Source organism: Shewanella sp. GutDb-MelDb, assembly GCF_002836075.1.
Lineage (GTDB): Bacteria > Pseudomonadota > Gammaproteobacteria > Enterobacterales > Shewanellaceae > Shewanella.
The window spans coordinates 12,798-32,096 of record NZ_PJBM01000246.1 but is presented as its reverse complement, the minus strand read 5'-3'; the positions used below and the strand labels follow the sequence as shown (position 1 = coordinate 32,096).

Genomic DNA, 19,299 nt, shown 5'->3' with positions numbered 1-19,299 from the left:
TATTGGCTAGATACCTTAAGCGACAACGTTAAGCAGTTACTCCCGTACGTAGCGAACCTAACTATGGCAAGCAACATGACAGTAAGTAACATGACTGCAAGTAACCTTGGTAAGCAACAAGACTGCAAGTAACCTTAGTAATCAAAATGACTTCAGGTAACCTTAGTAAGCAACATGACTGCAAGTAACCTTAGTAAGCAACATGACTTCAAGTAACCTTAGTAAGCAACATGACTTCAAGTAACCTTAGTAAGCAACATGACTTCAAGTAACCTTAGTAAGCAACATGACTTCAAGTAACCTTAGTAAGCAACATAATAGCAGGTAACCTAAACAGGTTACATCTAGTTAAGTAACCTTAACAAGTTACATAGCAGTAAGTAACCTTAGCGAGTTACATTGAGTTAAGTAAGAACTGTAGCAATATGACAGCAAGTAACCTTAGAAAGCTACATAGAGTTAAGTGAGAACAGTAGCTACATGACAGCAAGTAACCTTAGTAAGCAACATAATAGCAAGTAACCTAAACAGGTTACATCTAGTTAAGTAACCTTAGCAAGTTACATAGAGTTAAGTGAGAACAGTAGCAACATGACAGCAAGTTACCTAAGTAGACGATATAACTTCATGTAACCTTGATAAACTACACGAAGCTAAGTAACCTTAAAAAATCACATTGGGGTAACTGATAAAACACTTTTTCTATCATAAACCTATGATAAGCAGTGAAAATGGTTTTCTGTTAAGCAGATCTCGCAAGAATTTATGTAAGCTAGGGCTACATGAGGAGACAACAACTAAGTAGATCCGATCGACTGCCTAGCAGCACCAATCAATACAACATTGTCACTTGGATTTATCAGCAGTTCCAGCCACTCGCACCACATATCAAGGGCAATTCTCTTTTCTGGAAGATACTGGCTTCGATTATATATTGCCATCACTCCACCTAGCGAATGCCCTAAAAGCTGCTCAACCACATAAGGTGCAACGCCTAAATCATTCAATTTAGTGGTGAAGGTTCGACGTAAGTCATGCAGCGACCATGATTCTTTATGCTTCAACCGTTTATGTACTATTGAGCCTGACCCACTCACTGTTTCGCCTTTTTTCAATTCCCCTAACAGATAACCTTCTTTGCCATGTCGTTTATACAAAAACTCAATTATCGGCTTAACCTTGACTGGAATAGGCCGAATAATAACCGTACCTGTTTTACTGTGCGCTTTCGGTACTGTCCATAAATTAAGATCCAAATCCCATTCATCAAATGTCGATAATCGCAGCTCTTGGGTACGTGCACCAAACACGATAAGTAGCTGACACAGATACCTCATGTAAAAACTAGATTCTTTTCTTTGAATGGAATTAAGCAAGTCATACAGTTCAACATCTGATAAGACTCTGTCCTTCTTTCTTTGCCGCTTACCCACATCGATTGTAGTCAGGTCATCAAGCTCACGGCTAATGGCATAATGTCTAACGCGACAAAACCTTAATGCTTGTTTTGCATTTTGTAGTATTTGACCTACTGCTACAGGTGCAGGCCTTTGCTTGCCTTTGATCCCTCGGCGAATACGGTCAAAACACTCAATCCAATGTCTGATTTCTGTTTGCTCTAATGGGAAGTGCCCAATATAGGGGTAAATATGCCGCTGGAATTGAGCGATATTTTTTTCGACATTAGCGCGGCTATCTCGCGCATAATTCTCAATCCAATATTCTAGTGCTTGCTGAACCGTGACTGGGGCTAACGTTTTCTCTCTGCCCATACTGCGCTTTATTTTAGGGTCATGCCCCTCGGCGAGCCATGTACGGCACTCCTCTGCCGCATCCCTTGCAGCTCTTAAAGATAAATCAGGATAATCACCTAAATCCATCCGCTTATTTTTATCATTAATTTTATAACGGTATTGAAAGCGAACCTTACCGAGTTTCGATATTCGAACGCCCAGTCCTTTGCCATCTGATTGTTCCAATACTTTAGGTTGAGCCTTTCCATTTAAAGCACGTAATGAAGTTTCATATAACATAGTATTTCAGGCTTAATTAAAGAGAAGATACGGCCAATTCCATGTACCCCCATATGTACCCCCATCTAACCATAGAAACCAAAACAAGCCAAGACCAATGAATACAACACCAATCGTTAAGTACTGATAAATAACAATAATTAGTTACATCGCAATACCTACCAATACCGATGAAAACACCTAAACGTAATCTACGGCATGAACTAAGACTCACGTCTTAATATGTTGTATCGAAACGGGTTAATCAGAAATGGTTAACCCGTTTTTGTTTATACGTCCCCCCATATGCCCCCGCTGTATTGTTGCTCTTTCGAAAATCACCTAAGCCTACAGCTACTTACCCACAGAATATTTCATCCGACAAGATGCTCGCCAAAGTCTTCAACACTGATTGACTATCACGGCCTAAAACTTCCCAAACCTTCATTCGACCACACCTCCTCAAAGATCAGGGCTTCAGCCACACACATGAAACTCAGATGACACCAATGATAATAAACTCAGCTAAACATTGGCATAATTTGATGTTTAACGCTGTCCCATTTAATTACCTGTTGCTGAAGTAATCTCTCACAATGAGCAAGCTTGTAAGCTGCTTAATCTTCCATTGTGATTAAAAAAGCTTCTAACTGAGTGATATTCATGCCATATTTTTGCTTATTCACCACTTTATTCAAGCTAAATAGGGACGTCATTGCGAGCATTTGATTTTGATTTAAAAGGTTTGCAGGTGTTTGTGATTGCAGCCCAAACTGGCAGCATGACAGAGACGGCTAAACGTTTAGGATTGACGCAATCTTCAGTCTCTCAGACCCTATCGATGCTAGAAAAGAACCTTAAGGTCGAGCTGCTTGATCGCAGTGTTCGGCCTCTTGCACTTACTATCGCTGGCCGTTATTTTTTCGATCAATCTAGCCATCTTCTTTCCCAAGCAGAGCAAACTCAAAAGGTGTTTACTCAGGGGACATTTGAACAGCTTCATTTAGTGCGTATTGCCATGGTTGATTCTCTGGCAACCTCTTTAGGTAAGCCGTTAATTGAAGTGGTAAAGAGGCGAACCGAGAACTGGAGTCTAACCACGGGTCGCTCTCATATGCACGCGGATGCACTGGTGTCTCGTCAGGTCGATATTATTATTTCTGATGATGCACTTGAAGACTGTGATGACCTCTGTCGCTACCCCATATTAAGCGAGCCTTTTGTGTTAGTGGTTCCTCTGAATTTAAGCTGCCAATATGCAGATGTGAGTTCCATTAATGATATTAATCGTTTACTGCAAAAGCTAGATTTTGTGCGCTACACCAATGACTCTTTAATCGGCACCAATATAGAGCGCTACTTAAGACGAGTTGGCCTTGAGCCTGCCATGAGGTTACAGCTCGACAATACCTTTGCCGTGCTCTCTATGGTCGCGTCAGGCCTAGGCTGCACCATCACTACACCGCTATGTTTATACCAGAGTGGGATCCCTTTAGCGCAAGTAAGGTGCCTGCCTCTTCCTGCTAACGATGGCTTTAACAGGCGTCTTACCTTGGTCACTCGACGGCATGAACTGAGCGATTTGGCTGAGCAGATGGCCAGAGACAGTTGTCAAATCATGTCTCAGTGTTTCTTACCAGAGCTTGAAAAGGATCTGCCTTGGCTGGTATCAGCCATCGATATTGGTTAGTGCGTAGAATGAGTTTTTGCGACTAAAAACTAAAAAATAAGCCGCTGATATTTTTCATAGTATTAAAATTATTAATACTACAGCGTTAGTACAAATGATTGTTGTTGTCGTTAAGCCAGGAGGCTATTAGGTTCGGTCAGGTATTAATTCAAAGCGAATTATCCGGGCCATTTCGCAAACCAAGATAAAGGGAAGTGTCATGTCACATGAATCAAAGATACAACATGCTCCTAACACAAAAAATAAAAGCATCGAGTATAAAGCCGTTTCCGATGAATACATGAGCCAACGTCAACTCAAAAAAGGGGTTGCTGGCTGGGTACTGCTGGCCAGTCTGGGGATCTCCTATGTGATTTCAGGCGATTTTGCCGGATGGAACTTTGGACTTGAACTTGGCGGATTTGGCGGAATGCTTATCGCCACTCTGGTGATGGGCTTAATGTATATCTGCTTAGTATTAAGTTTAGCGGAGATGTCATCTTCACTGCCGACGGCTGGCGGTGGCTATAGCTTTGCCAGACGCGCCATGGGACCTTGGGGCGGATTTCTCACCGGCACAGCTATTTTATTAGAATATGCCATCGCGCCTGCCGCTATCGCTATCTTTATTGGCGGTTATGTCCATGAGCTTGTCGGTATAGACGGGCCGATTGTCTATGCGGCCTTCTATGTGGTGTTTGTCGGTTTGCATCTGTGGGGAGCTGGTGAAGCACTGAGGATCATGATGGGGATAACCCTGCTCGCGGTGATCGCTATAGGTGTCTTTATGGTGGGCATGGTGCCACATTTCGACTCGGCCAATCTATTCGATATTGCGGCCAACCCTAATGTTGCAGGATCCAGCAGTTTCCTTCCTGAAGGTTATATGGGGATCTGGGCCGCACTGCCATTTGCGATGTGGCTGTTTCTTGCGGTAGAAGGCGTGCCATTGGCCGCTGAGGAAGCGAAGAACCCAGCGAAAGATATGCCTAAGGGGATTATCGCCTCTATGTTGGTATTGATCGTATTTGCTGCAGCGGTGTTATTGCTCGCTCCTGGAGGCGCAGGCGCCGAAGCGATGAAAACCCATGGCGCGCCATTAGTGGGGGCACTGCAATCTGTTTATGGTCAGGATTCACTGGCTGCCAAGTTTGTTAATATTGTCGGTCTGTTTGGCTTGATTGCCAGCTTCTTCTCTATTATTTATGCCTATTCACGTCAAGTTTTCGCCCTCTCCCGCGCCGGTTATTTGCCCCGTTTCCTCTCGCTGTCTGGAAAACGTAAAGTGCCAGTTTGGGCGTTAATCGTACCGGGAATATTGGGCTTTCTGTTGTCGCTAACCGGTGAAGGTGACTTGATGATCACCATGGCGGTATTTGGCGCTACTATCTCCTACGCGATGATGAGTTTGTCACATATTTTACTGCGTAAAAAAGAACCTAATCTTGAACGCCCTTATAAAACCCCTGGCGGTATTTTTACATCCTCTATCGCATTAGTGCTCTCACTCGTCGCACTCGCATCCACCTTTGTGGTAAGCCTTCAGGCTGCCATGTGGTCAGCCCTCTTTTATCTCATAATGGTGACTTACTTTGTCCTCTATAGTCGTCATCGATTGGTGGCTTCGGCACCAGAGGAGGAGTTTGACATGATCGCCTCAGCTGAGTCTGAACTTAATTAGTATTAAGAGGCTGGCAGTGAGCTACTTTAATCTGTCAGCCAAGCTTATTCCCTGCAAATTTAGCGACTAAGATTAAAAAAATATAATAAGTAATAAATGAAGTCTGACGATGAACTGCAGCGCTAAGCCAAGTTCATCTTATCAAGAACAATAATAAGGAAGCGCGAATATGGAAGCGAGACAAGTTAACAGTATTGCCGATGCTATTGCCATTATAGAGGAGCGTGGTTTAGCCCATATTAAGGTTGGTCTATTTGATAATGATGGGGTGATGCGCGGTAAGTATATGTCTAAGTCCAAGTTTATAGCCTCCTTAGAGAAAGGCTTTGCATTTTGCGATGTGGTACTTGGTTGGGACGTCAAAGATCAACTCTATGACAATGCTAAATACACAGGGTGGCACACAGGTTATCCCGATGCACCAGTGCGGATATTACCCCATACCTGCCGCGATGTAATTGGTGAAGAAGGCATGCTGCTGTTTATCGCAGAGTTTGCCGGAGAAGCTGAAGCTGTCTGCCCACGAGGGACACTAAGACGTGTGATAGAGAAAGCTGAAAGCATGGGCTTTAACCCGTTTGCGGCATTGGAATATGAGTTCTTTTTATTTAACGAAACACCAAAATCAATCCGCGAAAAAAACTTCCGCAATCTAGAGACAATAACCCCAGATTGGTTCGGTTACTCAATGATCCGTAACTCTGTGCACTCTGATCTTTATCAAGCTATTTTGTCGATGTCTGAGACCATGGATTTTCCTATCGAAGGGATCCATTCCGAAACAGGCCCAGGCGTAATTGAGGCGGCGATTGCGGTTGATAATGCCGAAGCGGCGGCCGATAAAGGGGCACTGTTTAAAACCTTTATGAAGGTGTTGGCACAGAGACGGGATCTGATGGCGACTTTTATGGCGAAGTGGTCAGGGGATTATCCGGGGCAAAGTGGCCATATTCACCTCTCATTACAAAACAAAGATGGTAGCTCGGCTTTTTATGACCCCAGCCAGACTCACAGCATGAGCAAAATACAACGGCATTTTTTGGCTGGCCAACAGGCATTGATGCCTGAATTTCTGTGCATGATAGCCCCGACTATTAACAGTTATTCTAGGATGGTCCCCGGATTCTGGGCGCCTACTGATGCCACTTGGGGCGTTGAAAACAGAACCACGGCTTTGAGGGTTATTCCTGGATCGGCGTCATCTCAGCGGGTTGAATATCGACTCGGTGCAGCCGATGCGAACCCCTACCTTGCACTTGCTGCTGCACTCGCCAGCGGCCTCTATGGCATAGAGCACGAGTTAGAACCGCAAGCTCAAGTGAAAGGTAACGCTTACGAGCAGAGCCATGATGCGTCATTAGCGCTGCCCGCCACCCTGTGGGATGCGACGCAACGATTCAAGCAATCTTCAGCGGCAAAAAGCTGTTTTGGTGAAACCTTTGTCGAGCATTACGCCATCAGCCGTGAGTGGGAAGAGCGTGAGTTTAGAAAGCATGTTACCGATTGGGAGATGGAACGTTATTTCGAGATTATTTAAGCCCACAAGCATCTTTCGGCTGCGGTGAGTTTTATGGTGTAAACCACTTATTTGAAGTTAAAGTTGAAATTTAAGTTGTAGCAATGGAGTTACCTTATTTATGAAATCATTCTCGAAACCAGAGATGCAGCACACCCTATCACCCATAGATGGCAGCATTTTTGTCAGCCGTCCGCTCGCTGACGAGCATCAGCTATTAGCCTCTGTCGAGCAAGCAACGGCAGCCTATAATAGTTCTGAGGCAAGCTGGAAACTGACCCCACTATCTCAACGTAAAGCCTTATGTAAACAGGCTATCGAGCAGTTATTGAGTCATAAAGATGACATAGCGAAAGAACTGAGCTGGATGATGGGACGACCTATACGTTACGGCGGCGGTGAGCTTGCCGGCGTTGCCGAGCGCAGTGACTATATGATTGAGGTTTGCGAGCAAGCGTTAGCGGATATCCAGCTCGAAGAAAAGTCAGGCTTTACCCGTTATATCAAACGTGAATCCTTAGGCACAGTCTTGGTTATCGCTCCCTGGAACTACCCTTTTTTAACCGCGATAAATGCCATCATTCCTGCTTTATTGGCGGGTAATTGCGTGATACTCAAACACTCAGCTCAAACACCACTGTGCGCCGAGCGCTTATATCAGGCCTTTAAAGAAGCGGGATTACCTAAAGGCGTTTTTCAATACTTGCATATGAGTCACGATAACACCGCCAAACTTATCGCCAATGAGCAGATCAATTATGTGGCGTTTACCGGCTCTGTTTATGGCGGGAAGATGGTAGAAAAGGCCGCTTGTGGACGCTTTATTGGTGTTGGTCTAGAACTTGGCGGCAAAGATCCCGCCTATGTCCGTGAGGATGCGGATATAGACAGTGCCGTTGAGACCTTAGTCGATGGTGCTTTTTTCAACTCAGGACAATCTTGCTGCGGAATTGAGCGCATCTACGTCCACCAGCACGCTTATGATGAATTTGTCAGTAAGGCGGTGGCCTTAACCAAACAATACCAGTTAGGGCGTGCAGATGATCCAAGCGCCACCTTAGGCCCCATGGTGCGCACCTCAGCGGCGGATTTTGTCAGAGAGCAGATAGCTGATGCAATTGAGCAAGGTGCCATAGCCCATATAGACGAAGCACTGTTTCCGCTGAGTCAGAACGGAACGCCTTACCTTGCACCACAGATCCTGACACATGTAGATCACTCTATGAGCGTGATGACACAGGAGTCGTTCGGCCCTGTGGTCGGGATAATGAAAGTATCGAGTGATGACCAAGCCATTACATTAATGAACGACAGCGATTTTGGCTTAACCGCCAGTATCTTTACCCAAGATATCGACCTCGGGATTGCGTTAGGTGAACGCCTGCAGACAGGGACTTTTTTCCTTAATCGCTGTGATTATTTAGATCCCGCATTAGCGTGGACTGGGGTAAAACAGTCGGGTCGTGGCTGCACTCTATCTCAGTTAGGATTTGAGCAGTTGACTCGGCCTAAGTCATTTCATATAAAGCATATTTAACTCAGTGCCCGTATAGGCTAGATCCAAAAGGGAGTAGATAGATGGATTTACATGCAAGTTGGAATTTCCCCACCGCCATCACAGTGGGTGAAGGCTGTTTAGATCAGCTTGGTGAGCGTTGCAAAGTACTTAATATGACCAAAGTGCTGTTGATCACCGACCCTGGTTTATCCGGTTTGTCGATGGTCAAAGAGGCAATAGCATATTGCATAGAAGCTGGACTTGAAGCTGATGTTTTTGCTGATATACAGGGAAACCCAACCGGCAACAATGTTCGCGATGGCGCACTGTTTTTAAACGCTGGCGGTTTCGATGGTGTGGTAGCGTTCGGTGGCGGCTCAAGTTTAGATGCAGCAAAAGCAATCGCCATGATAGCGAAGCAAGCGATCTCTTTATGGACCGCCGAAGATATTGGCAGTAATTGGACTCTTGTCGATGAAAGCCTAATGCTTCCAGTGGTGGCAGTGCCCACCACTGCTGGGACGGGTTCTGAAGTAGGCCGCGCGTCAGTCATCACCGACACCGATGGACCTCATCATATTAAACGCATTATCTTTCATCCCAATATGCTACCCGCGCATGTTTTGCTCGACCCGATATTAACCTTAAGCTTGCCACCTCATATTACCGCGGCAACGGGTTTAGACGCCTTGTCGCATAATCTAGAAGCCTATTGCGCGCCTTTTTATCACCCTATGGCGGAGGGAATTGCTATTGAGGGGATACGTTTAGTGAAAGACTTCCTTCCAAGAGCTGTGACCAATGGTGAAGACATTGAAGCGAGAACACAGATGCTAGTAGCTTCGACTATGGGAGCGACCAGTTTTCAACGTGGTTTGGGCGGAATGCATGCTATCGCTCACTCCCTTGGTGCGCTGTATAACAAACATCATGGATTATTAAATGCGATTTTAATGCCCTATGTGTTGATGCGAAACCGCAGTGTTATAGAGGAGCGCATCACACGTTTGTCGCGATACCTTGAGTTAGATGACGCGAGTTTTGATGGTTTTCTGTCTTGGGTGCTAACGCTAAGGGAGCAACTTAATATTCCGCACACCTTAGCCGAGATAGGGATCAATTTAGATGACGCGGTTTTGATCGGAAAAATGTCAGCCAAAGACGCGGCTTCCGCAGGCAATCCGATAATATTAACCGATGCCGAGTATTCATTGCTCTTTAGTGATGCGGTTAAAGGTCAATTAAAATAATACCCGTCTGGGAGTCACAATGTGCGGCTCTCAGCCTGCTTTATTAAACAGATTTATCAGGCAATAAAACGTTTTTCACAGAGGAGGATTGCGATGAGAATAGGGATTTTGCAATGCGATGATGTCACCGAAGCACTGCAAGCTAAACATGGTAATTATCCGATGATGTTTACTCGCCTGTTTGAGAATTTAGACACTGAATTAGCATTTTCTGTTTACCGAGTGATTGATGGCAGCTACCCCGATTCATTGGATGAATGCGACGCCTATATTACGACAGGAAGTCGTTATGGGGTCAATGATGATGAAGCTTGGGTGATCCAGTTTAGGCATTTCATCGCCAAACTCTATGCCTGTAAGAAAAAGCTCATTGGGATCTGTTTTGGTCATCAGATGATGGTCAAAGCGTTGGGAGGTGAGGTCATCAAATCTCCAAAAGGCTGGGGCGTAGGTGTGACTACATCAATGATCACTCAGAGAAAACCTTGGATGGATGGAGCTGCAGAGGCGATATCTTTGGTGGTAAGTCATCAAGATCAAGTGAGTAAACTGCCTGAAGATACTGAGATTATTGCCGCCAGTGATTTCTGCCCCTTCTATATGATCCAGATAAACGACCACTTTCTTGGTGTTCAGGGACATCCTGAGTTTAGTAAGAGCTACTCAGAGGATCTAATGGATGCCCGCCGTGACAGGATCCCCCATCAAAGAGTTGAAATTGGCATCGAGTCACTGTCGCTTCCAGTTGACGATAAACTCGTGACTCGTTGGTTTGTGAACTTCTTATATTAAAAGGATGACCATCGTCGGTTTGATGGTCAACTCTAAGTAGAGATGTTAGTTGTGTCCCAAAAAACTCACGCTGTTATGGTATGGGCCTGCTCTTATCAAAGATCAACAACGCAGGGGTAGAATAAGTGCCCCAGCCAATATCAAAACTAACTCGGTAGGGCTACCTTAGATTTATTCACAGCATTGCGACAGCTGGGTGATTTCTTGCCGCGATAATTCTTGCAACCCCAAAACTCCCCTCGAGTGCCTTCTCTCAATACCATATCGCCACCACAAACATTGCAAAGCGGTATGGTATGGCTGCAGTCGTCATTAATGCAAACTTTGAAGCCAGTAAAACGTTTACGTGTCATCGCGCTACCACAACGATCACAGCCCTCCTCTTTGTGATCGCACAAGGGAAAGTGAGAGCATGAATAGAAGGATTTAAACTGACCAGTTCTTGGCTTTAGGGTCCCCGTTGTACAACGAACGCATTTGATCTGTTCAAACAACTTTTGTACTAAAGAGGTGCTGAACTCTGCTTGCGCTATTGGGTATCCGTCTTGAAGCAGCTCAACCACAAACGGACTAACATCCGTCATGTCAGCCAATACATATACCCGGTGCTTTGCTCGGGTTAACGCCACATAAAACAGTCGACGCTCCTCAGCATATTCAAATGCTTCCGACTTTGGCAAAAAGGCATCCAGTAATGCAGGAGTGACTTTCTTTGAGGGGAAACCATGCTTACCGGTTTTCATGCCGGTAATCACCACATAATCGGCCTCTTTACCTTTAGATGCATGAAACGACTGACATTCAATGATTAAACTTGGGTATTTGGAATTTAGCAGCTTCAGCTCATTTCTGTCAGGTAACTGAAACCAAAAACGGCCAAGTAAATACACAGTCGGCTTGCGCTTGGGCTTATCGTCATCCAAGTTCGCTCTTGCACTCAGCGCAGTTAATGCTTGTTCCAGTGCATTGGGGCTGGGATTGTCCGTCGTCGGCTTGTCATTATCTCCACGCTGTATAAGTGAAACTGCAGGTTGATTGACTTGAACAACCGATCGAATATCCTTCTTTAGTTGTGTCGGATTCTGAGTCACAAATTGGGTTGCGACCTCGCCAATGCTGCTGTTAAATCTAAAGGTGAGATCGAGATAAGTCTCAGCCGTTGCGCCAAAATATTCAGTGAACTTAGTCGTTAAGCTCACATCCGCCCCGGTGAAACGATAAATGGCCTGCCAGTCATCACCGACACAAAATAGTGACGCCTTACTGTTGGAGTGAGCTGAGCTAGAGTCTCGTAACGCGCGCACTAGGCGAGCTCTTGGTTCTGAAATATCTTGAAACTCATCAACCAAAATATAGCGCCATGGACTAATGAATTGACCACTTTGAACATAAGAGATCGCCTTGCCAATCATGTCCTCAAAATCAATATCGCCACAGTCAGATAAATGTTGTTGGTAACGATTTAATATCGGCACCAGCAACTCGAACGCCTTACGTGTCTGCTTGGGGTCCGCTGCGTTGTCGAATACCCTCTCGAGTCCGCGATCATCAACACAAGCCGCTTTATACAATCCAATAAGTTGGCTAAAGAGTTTTGCCAACTCTGTAACCCGTCCTAGTTCATGCAAAGTCGCAAGGATAGCGGCATCAGGTAACGGCGAACATTTGACTTTAAACGCCGTTAAAGCCTGTTCTAGCTCGCCAATTAACAACCCTTTTTTATGTTGGTAATAGAATAGCTCAATGCAAGCTGTCTCATTGTTTGTATGAAGGTCGCGCTTCCATGCCATGGATTCAAGGTATGCCTTGTTATCAATGTAAGGTGCGGTATTGTCTGCTTCATCAACGCCATAATACTCAATATAAACGCCATACTCTGGCAGGTAAAAATCCGGTTGATATTGGCGAAAATCGATACTGCTGACATCATGCTCATACTTAGCTTCGTACTGATATTCGATACCATTACTGAAGAGCCAATTAGCAATATAAAGTTCACCAAAGCTCTTTACCCTCTCAGCTTTAAGCGTACGAATATCGTTGTCATTGAGGTATTCAAAATATTCGCCTTCGGAGTCAAAATCGAAAGGACTTTTCTCAACATAATAGAACTGACTGAAATACTCGAAAAGCTGCTGACGATAGTCCTGATCTTCAAGCAGTGCAGCCAGTGTTTGTTGTACCCAGTTATCTTTGGCTTTTTCATCATCCGCCCATGGCGACAAACTGGGCGCAGTTCTCTCCACTGCGGCGATGATCTTTAACCCCAGACGGTGAAAAGTGCTCGCGTTAATCTCATCAGTCCCAAGCTTATCTTTGATCCGTTGATCCATCTCATCAGCCGCTTTTCGGCCATAAGCTAGCAATAAGATCTCACTCGCTTGGGCTTTGCCACTCTCAACTAAGTACCCTGCACGCCCGACCATGACACTGGTTTTTCCGGTTCCCGCCCCAGCGAGCAGCAAATTGTTATCATCATCAATAACACAAGCCAGTCGCTGCTTATCCGTTAAAGGATTAGATTCAATATGGTCAAAAAAATCAGCATGCTTAAGCAGTTGAGATTGAATATAGCCTTCACGCAGCTGCTTTATGGTCACTTTATCCCAGCGATAAAACTGCTGTAGCTTATTTAGTGCGAGCTTAGTCGGTGTTGATAATTCAAACGACTTATATAAGGGATCGCACAGGGACTGGCACCAAGGGAACCAGCGTTTATATTCTCGCGCTATTCTTAACTGCATCTTCTCTAGTAGCGATGCACGTAGATAATGATTAGCGAGGGTAGCTTCAATCCGCGTGATTAAACGGCATAACTGCTGTTCATGAGCTTGCGCCCACAGTACTTCAACTTGTTGTTTGAATTTTGATTTGGCCAAATAACTGAGAAAAGCAAGCTGTTGTGGCTTGCCATCAACTTGAAAACTTAGCAAAGTTCCAAAAAAGCTCAGAGAGAAAACAGGTGGAGATGTTAGCTTCTGCCAGGATATATGCACCTTATCAACTGCAGTTTGGGGTTTGCGGTACAGCGCTAAAAACTGGCCTTTAGCACAGCTAAATTCAATACCATCAGCAGTTAACTTAACCGCATTAGATTTGCCTAAATACAGCTGGCCAAACCAACTGTGGCTAATATTTTTTTCGATGTTTTGTGGCAACAATTTAAAACCTACGACTAAATGGCTTTACGCATATTGGACGTCACTATATCGCAATTTTGCGCTGCTAATAATTATCTTTCTAAGCTTAGTGAAATACATCGCGGGCTTTCAGTGTGCAGCATGGTGTGGTAGTTGGGGCAAACGTCAACAAGGTTGGTAACCAGATCCACTTAATAGTTTTCACCAGTAGTGGCTGTATCAACTTTATGATGAAGCTGAATAAAGCCTTTTCCATCACGCAATAAACAGCATTTAAGTTGAAATTACAAACAGGGCAGATGACTCCTTAGCCCTCAATTCACGCAGCTCTTGCGTTAGGAATACGCCGATAGATATGGCTTACGTCAATACGAACTATTGAATTAGCCAAGTTTGAGTTAGAACGACTATCCGCCCTCTTGGCTGAATAGCCTTGCCCTCCAAATAGCCACGCCGCTCACCGAGCGGCGTTAGCATTTGTTTATATTTGTTTTCGAGTGAAAAAGCCGCTATTGGTTGATAGCGGCCAATCTCAAATGCAGGGCGAGACGTTATAAAGGTACAGTAACTAATTTAGAGCTTGTGAGACTCAGCGAGCTTAGCTTCTGAGTGACAGACAGAACAAGATTCAAGATTGTTCTGTTGCACTACGATATCACCCTCTATATCAGCACCGTCAAGTGGTGCATTAAAGAGCGCGCCATTACTAATCATATGTGATTTGAGTGGCTCGCCGCCGCCGCTATGACATGACCAGCATGTTGCCGCCGCTGGAGACGTTAGCGTGAACTCAGCATCTTCAGAATAAGCATCACGAGTAACAAACATGCCCGATTTTTGGATATCATCAAGCTTCACAGAACCGCTAACGTGACACGCTGCGCAATCCTTAATATTTGCAGGATATTTCCAATCACGTATAGCGCCGTCTTCTAGATTTTGCTCTTCTCTGTCACCAGCATGAAGCGCGTGGACATACACCGACCAACCAAGATGGTTTAGTACAGTATCGTCTGGTGCAGTTTTTGCTGCATTAAAGGTTTTATCCCAAATAGCGATATTTGGGTTATGACAAGTTGAGCATTGCTGTTCAAGATCGTTGCGACGAGAGTGCATACCGTAAGCCATGTCACCATGACACGCAGCACAAAGCTCGTTACTTACAACCTGGCGACGCTGGGTATCAGCTAAGCCTTGCATGTCAAAGAATGATGTAACAGAGCGCAAGCGATTTTGGATAGCACCATCGGTACCAGATGGCTGCAGCTCACCTGCTTTGTTAATCATAATGGTTGATTCAATCGATACAGCACCTTTAGCTATCTCAGTACCCGTTGGAATGATTAAACCCGTATCATTTTTGGTTGGGTCTGGGTTTAGCGCACCGGAAATAACAAAGGCATACTGACCAGCGCCAACCGGAACAACTTCCATTTCATTCAACTTAGCATTAACGCTATGATCAGCCATACGACCAAGCTTACCGCCCACTAATGTTTCCATAGTGAGCATTTTATAGTTGGTTGATGCGTCCCAAGCTAACGTTGCACGTAAAGCTTTAAAGTCAGGCATTTCAGTCACGGGAGTACCGGCCGAGTCACGGATCTCTAATACCAAGGCAATTTCAGCGGTATTGTAATCGTGGCCGCCACGAGTGCTGGTGACCGGTGTAGCTTCAACGCTAATAACTTCAATACTAAACATATCACGTGCTGTCGCTAGCGCTTCAACCGGTGCAACATGGATTTCAGCAACATCGTGACAAACACCACCACAAGTCATTGGCATATCGATACCGTGAGATGGTGCGTAATCCCCTGAGTGACAAGTCGCACAAGCTTTGGCGTCATTACCCGCTAACCAATCTGAAGCGTTAGGGAGTTCGGCTGTATTTTCGCTTTCGTGGCAGCTGAGGCAATTTTTGGTTGATTCAACGTTAGTAAGGTAACTATCGAAGTGCCAACGGTGCGCACGTTCGTTAATAGTACCTTTACCATCTTTTTCACCTGTCGCGTGGCAAGATGCACAAGCGTTAAGGTCGTTAGCATAATGTGGTGAACGGTCGTAAGAGTCATATCGGGCATACGAAATATCGGTATGACAAGCTAGGCATGAGTCAGTAGATACAATCTTGCGGGTAGTCGTGACAGCTTCGCCGCTAAGCATAAAGTCTATCTCTGGCATTATGTCTTGAACACTGCCAATGACCGGTAAACCACCATAGCTTTGAACACGAACCATAAAGCGCTGTGGTACTTCACTATCAAACTCGTAGCCCTTTGCTGAGGTATCGAGGTCTAATATAGATGTAGGGTTAAAGACTGTGTATGTCCCATCTTCATTATCCGTTAAGCAAGCGCCTGCTTCATTATTAGCACTACAAGTAACATAACCAAAGCCTTGGCGTTGAGTGCCACCTTTCTCAAGTGTAGCCAGTTGGCTATGTAGGAACCGCACAGAACCAAGACCTTTAACGAGTTGGTCCTTCTCATTGGTTAACCGAAAGGTAGCAGCGCGAACGCCTTGTTCGTCAATACCGTAAGTCAGGTACTCAAGGTTAAGTGTTTCAGCAGTAGTTGCAAAAACCGGTGGAGTTACTCCATCGGACCCATCGGACCCATCTTTGCCATCTGATCCGCATGCTGCGATACCAAATGCCATAAACACCGCGAGAGGTGCTTTGAGCTGTTTGAGGTTCATCATCATTATCTCTTTTATTATAAAGACCCTATATCGGGTGTGTGTATTCTTTACTTTGAACCTGAATCGAACCTGAGCTAAAGATTAATAATCGATCATTTTTGTTAAATTTGTGACAGAGATGATGTAACTTAGTATTAGATTAACTGATTGATTTAAAATAATATATTAGCACCTAGTTATGGATTAAAAGCTAAACAACCAAACTGTACATTTGCAAGATGCACGATGTATATCCCCAAGCACACCAACGTTAGCAACAAGTCTTTACTGAACTGTAATAAATAAGCATTTTGCAACTTACAGCTAACAATAAGCCTACCAACAGCGGTAATCGTAGTGGTGATGATTTTTAACAGACCAAAAGTTTGTTAAGTTATTGATTTTAATATATGAGTTTAATAAATATTGGTCTTTAGGTATTTGAAAAAATTATTGTGAAGATGAAGATAGAGTTGATGCTGAACGCAATACGAATTGGCGGCATGCTCAGCCACCAAACCGTTAGCAATCAAGTTATCAACATACCTCTAAAGTAAGATTTCCAGAGTAAAAGTGTGATTACCCGAGCATTTTACTCAAGTAATCATTGTGAAGCACATAAACTGCAAATAATATGCATGTTATATTATTTGCAGTTGTTGGAGTGCCATCATGTCTCAATCAAAAGAAGTTCTGCTAGCTACCCGTGTTGGAGAGTTAGTTGCTAACGATTTTCGTACCGCTCATATTTTCAGTCAATTTGGCATCGACTTCTGCTGTGGCGGCGGGATCTCACTTGAACGCGCAATAGGTCGTTTTGATGCAGATGCTGAGGCCGTATTAAGTGCGCTGCAAAGCTTAGATTCAAATGTGGATACAGAGCAAGGACTAGCACAGTTGCCACTGCCAGATTTACTCACTTACATTGAAGCTACTCACCATAGCTATGTTAGAGAAAAGGCTCCGCTGCTCGTTGAATACAGTCAAAAAATGGTCCGTGCTCATGGTGAGAAACACAGTGAAATTAAGCCACTAGCAGGTTGGATCAATGCATTAGTCGATGATTTGATGCCACATTTAATGAAAGAGGAGCAGATCTTGTTTCCGGCAATTCAAGGCCTGTACAACCAAGCACAAACGCAAACGTGTTTCGGCCATATCAGCAACCCGATTAATGCCATGCTGCATGAGCATGATGATGCACTGCAGGTATTTGACAAGATAAGCGAGCTTACAAATGGTTTTCAACCGCCAGCACATGCCTGTACCACATGGCGAGTTTGTTATGCGACTCTTGCAGAATTTGAAGCGGATTTAAAACAACATATTCACATCGAAAATACTATTTTGTTTCCGCAGGCAATTGCACTAACGGCATAGACATATTTTAAGCCAGCTTACTCGTTAAGCTGGCTTATCGATATGATCTAATTAATTAAGCACTTTAGTAACTGAATATCAGAGAGAGTAATATGCGCTAGCTGTTGATGCGCCTTAGCGTATTCTTTAGCGCCAAAACCAGGATTTAGCCATACTGCTTGGCAGCCAGCCTTTCTTGCTCCATCAACATCACTTTTGGCGCTATCGCCAACATGAAGAATACTGGACAGTGGGGTTCCCAGCTTCTGAGCCGCGTGAACAAACATGTCTTTTGCCGGCTTCTGCTTTAATCCATTACCCGGACTCAGCGCAAATTCAAATATGTCACCCAATCCTATACGTTGATAATCGACGTTACCGTTACTGATGGCGATTAAACGATAGTGCTGTTTCAGCAAAGTCAGTAATACGATAACCTCTTTCGACACACTAAAATTACTGCGATAAAATCTAAAGTGCTCTAACCCAGCTTTGGCACCTTTTTTAGCTTCTTCAGCCGAATAACCCAGAGCGATTAACCCATGCTGTAGCAAGATCAATCGCGCTAAACTGGTGTCGTGTTTTAGCGCTGGCTGCTCAGCCAATAAGCTCATTTTAAGCTGACGCCAATCACTGAGTTGCCATTGGGTCGAGCGAGGATAATGCTGCAATAAAAACTGTTGCATGGCTGCTTCAGCTTGGGCAATGATGGGTCGATTGTCGTAGAGACAATCATCCAGATCAAAGCTAATCACGCTAAAGGCTTGCGGTCGAATAGAGATAATCATTATTTGTGACCGCCCTTTTTCGCTCGTGGATGCGCGCCATCATACACCTTCGCTAAATGTTGAAAATCAAGGCTAGTATAGATTTGGGTAGTCGACAGATTGGCATGTCCAAGCAGCTCCTGTACTGCACGTAAGTCAGCACTGGATTCAAGCATGTGGGTCGCAAACGAGTGACGTAACTTGTGTGGATGTACTTTAATGCCCAGCGTCTGCTCTTGGCCCCACTTAGCCAGCCTTGCTTGAATACTACGGTGAGCTAAGCGGCGGCCCTTTGCCGTCACAAACAGAGCGTCGTCCTCACAGGCAATAGCACGCCGAATATCAAGCCATTGTGTGATCGCAACCAATGCTAACTTACCAATTGGTACGATGCGCTCTTTACTGCCCTTGCCCAACACTTTGACTTGCGCTTGTGAAAACTTAATATCAACAACATCTAGTGCTGCAAGCTCTGCAAGTCGTAAACCAGAGGAGTAAAACAGCTCCATTATCGCCTTGTCTCGATAGCTTAATGGGTCATTAGCATCGATTTCGAGTAGATGGGTAACGGAATCAATATCCATATTTTTAGGTAAAGGTTTGCCTTGCTTCGGGGACCTAAGGTTAAGTGCGGGGTTAACCGAGATCTGTTGCTCTCTTAGCAGGAAATCGAAAAATTGCTTAATCGATGACAGCGTCAGAGACAAAGAGCGAGGGCTTAATCCTTGACGGTGTAGTTTAGCAAGTATGGCTTGCAGTGACTCATGTTGTAAGTCTAGCCAGCTATCATTAACTGAAAACAATGTTTCAACACGTTTCAGCTCAAACAAGTAATTTCTCACGGTGTAGGCTGACACTTGTCGTTCGGTTTTCAGGTAACGCTCAAAATCGATAAGCCAAGGTGACGTGCCCGAAGATACATTGTCAGCCATA

The 19,299-nt window shown here is 44.6% G+C and carries 12 protein-coding genes; 7 read left to right on the top strand and 5 right to left on the bottom strand.

Annotated features, from left to right (window positions below; genetic code table 11):
• Positions 1–797 precede the first annotated feature (797 nt).
• On the bottom strand, positions 798–2,033 hold the full coding sequence (locus CXF82_RS16235; RefSeq protein ID WP_102044570.1) for a tyrosine-type recombinase/integrase: 1,236 nt from the start codon (positions 2,031–2,033) through the stop codon (positions 798–800).
• A gap of 694 nt (positions 2,034–2,727) precedes the next feature.
• Here CXF82_RS16235 and CXF82_RS16230 point away from each other — a divergent pair.
• The 6 genes from CXF82_RS16230 to CXF82_RS16205 all read left to right on the top strand — a co-directional run bounded on the left by CXF82_RS16230 (position 2,728) and on the right by CXF82_RS16205 (position 10,418).
• Positions 2,728–3,702, top strand: coding sequence for a LysR family transcriptional regulator (locus tag CXF82_RS16230; protein WP_101089780.1), 975 nt, complete (start codon positions 2,728–2,730; stop codon positions 3,700–3,702).
• Positions 3,703–3,901: 199 nt separating this feature from the next.
• Entirely contained in the window at positions 3,902–5,362 is a 1,461-nt protein-coding gene (gene eat, locus CXF82_RS16225) for an ethanolamine permease (RefSeq protein WP_101089779.1), read from the top strand.
• 169 nt (positions 5,363–5,531) lie between these two features.
• A complete protein-coding gene (locus CXF82_RS16220) occupies positions 5,532–6,899 on the top strand; it encodes a glutamine synthetase family protein (RefSeq protein ID WP_102044569.1) in 1,368 nt (455 codons plus the stop codon).
• A 100-nt stretch (positions 6,900–6,999) separates the two neighbouring features.
• Positions 7,000–8,415 carry an aldehyde dehydrogenase family protein gene (locus tag CXF82_RS16215; protein WP_102044568.1) on the top strand — a complete coding sequence of 472 codons (1,416 nt, stop codon included), beginning with the start codon at positions 7,000–7,002 and terminating at the stop codon, positions 8,413–8,415.
• Between the two features lie 41 nt (positions 8,416–8,456).
• Positions 8,457–9,626, top strand: a complete 1,170-nt coding sequence (locus CXF82_RS16210; protein ID WP_102044567.1) for an iron-containing alcohol dehydrogenase — start codon at positions 8,457–8,459, stop codon at positions 9,624–9,626.
• 93 nt (positions 9,627–9,719) lie between these two features.
• Positions 9,720–10,418, top strand: a complete 699-nt coding sequence (locus tag CXF82_RS16205; RefSeq protein WP_101089775.1) for a glutamine amidotransferase-related protein — start codon at positions 9,720–9,722, stop codon at positions 10,416–10,418.
• A gap of 146 nt (positions 10,419–10,564) precedes the next feature.
• On the opposite strand, the gene CXF82_RS16200 is transcribed toward CXF82_RS16205, so the two are convergent.
• Both CXF82_RS16200 and CXF82_RS16195 read right to left on the bottom strand, forming a co-directional pair.
• Positions 10,565–13,579 (bottom strand): UvrD-helicase domain-containing protein, encoded by a 3,015-nt coding sequence (locus tag CXF82_RS16200; RefSeq protein WP_102044566.1) that lies wholly within the window; start codon positions 13,577–13,579, stop codon positions 10,565–10,567.
• 552 nt (positions 13,580–14,131) lie between these two features.
• Positions 14,132–16,261 carry a multiheme c-type cytochrome gene (locus CXF82_RS16195; RefSeq protein WP_102044565.1) on the bottom strand — a complete coding sequence of 710 codons (2,130 nt, stop codon included), beginning with the start codon at positions 16,259–16,261 and terminating at the stop codon, positions 14,132–14,134.
• Between the two features lie 651 nt (positions 16,262–16,912).
• Between CXF82_RS16195 and ric the strand changes: the two genes are divergently transcribed.
• Positions 16,913–17,620, top strand: coding sequence for an iron-sulfur cluster repair di-iron protein (ric, locus tag CXF82_RS16190; protein WP_101089772.1), 708 nt, complete (start codon positions 16,913–16,915; stop codon positions 17,618–17,620).
• A gap of 47 nt (positions 17,621–17,667) precedes the next feature.
• Here the strand turns inward: ric and CXF82_RS16185 are convergent, their stop codons facing one another.
• Both CXF82_RS16185 and xerC read right to left on the bottom strand, forming a co-directional pair.
• A complete protein-coding gene (locus tag CXF82_RS16185; RefSeq protein WP_102044564.1) occupies positions 17,668–18,387 on the bottom strand; it encodes an HAD-IA family hydrolase in 720 nt (239 codons plus the stop codon).
• Positions 18,387–19,298 carry a tyrosine recombinase XerC gene (gene xerC / locus CXF82_RS16180; protein ID WP_102044563.1) on the bottom strand — a complete coding sequence of 304 codons (912 nt, stop codon included), beginning with the start codon at positions 19,296–19,298 and terminating at the stop codon, positions 18,387–18,389. Before xerC ends, CXF82_RS16185 begins: the two co-directional genes overlap by 1 nt.
• Position 19,299 lies beyond the last annotated feature (1 nt).

Coding starts and splice junctions, on each gene's coding strand:
- CXF82_RS16235 (WP_102044570.1), bottom strand. CDS start 2,033: ATGTTATATGAAACTTCATTACGTGCTTTAAATGGAAAGGCTCAACCT.
- eat (WP_101089779.1), top strand. CDS start 3,902: ATGTCACATGAATCAAAGATACAACATGCTCCTAACACAAAAAATAAA.
- CXF82_RS16220 (WP_102044569.1), top strand. CDS start 5,532: ATGGAAGCGAGACAAGTTAACAGTATTGCCGATGCTATTGCCATTATA.
- CXF82_RS16215 (WP_102044568.1), top strand. CDS start 7,000: ATGAAATCATTCTCGAAACCAGAGATGCAGCACACCCTATCACCCATA.
- CXF82_RS16210 (WP_102044567.1), top strand. CDS start 8,457: ATGGATTTACATGCAAGTTGGAATTTCCCCACCGCCATCACAGTGGGT.
- CXF82_RS16205 (WP_101089775.1), top strand. CDS start 9,720: ATGAGAATAGGGATTTTGCAATGCGATGATGTCACCGAAGCACTGCAA.
- CXF82_RS16195 (WP_102044565.1), bottom strand. CDS start 16,261: ATGATGAACCTCAAACAGCTCAAAGCACCTCTCGCGGTGTTTATGGCA.
- ric (WP_101089772.1), top strand. CDS start 16,913: ATGTCTCAATCAAAAGAAGTTCTGCTAGCTACCCGTGTTGGAGAGTTA.
- CXF82_RS16185 (WP_102044564.1), bottom strand. CDS start 18,387: ATGATTATCTCTATTCGACCGCAAGCCTTTAGCGTGATTAGCTTTGAT.
- xerC (WP_102044563.1), bottom strand. CDS start 19,298: ATGGCTGACAATGTATCTTCGGGCACGTCACCTTGGCTTATCGATTTT.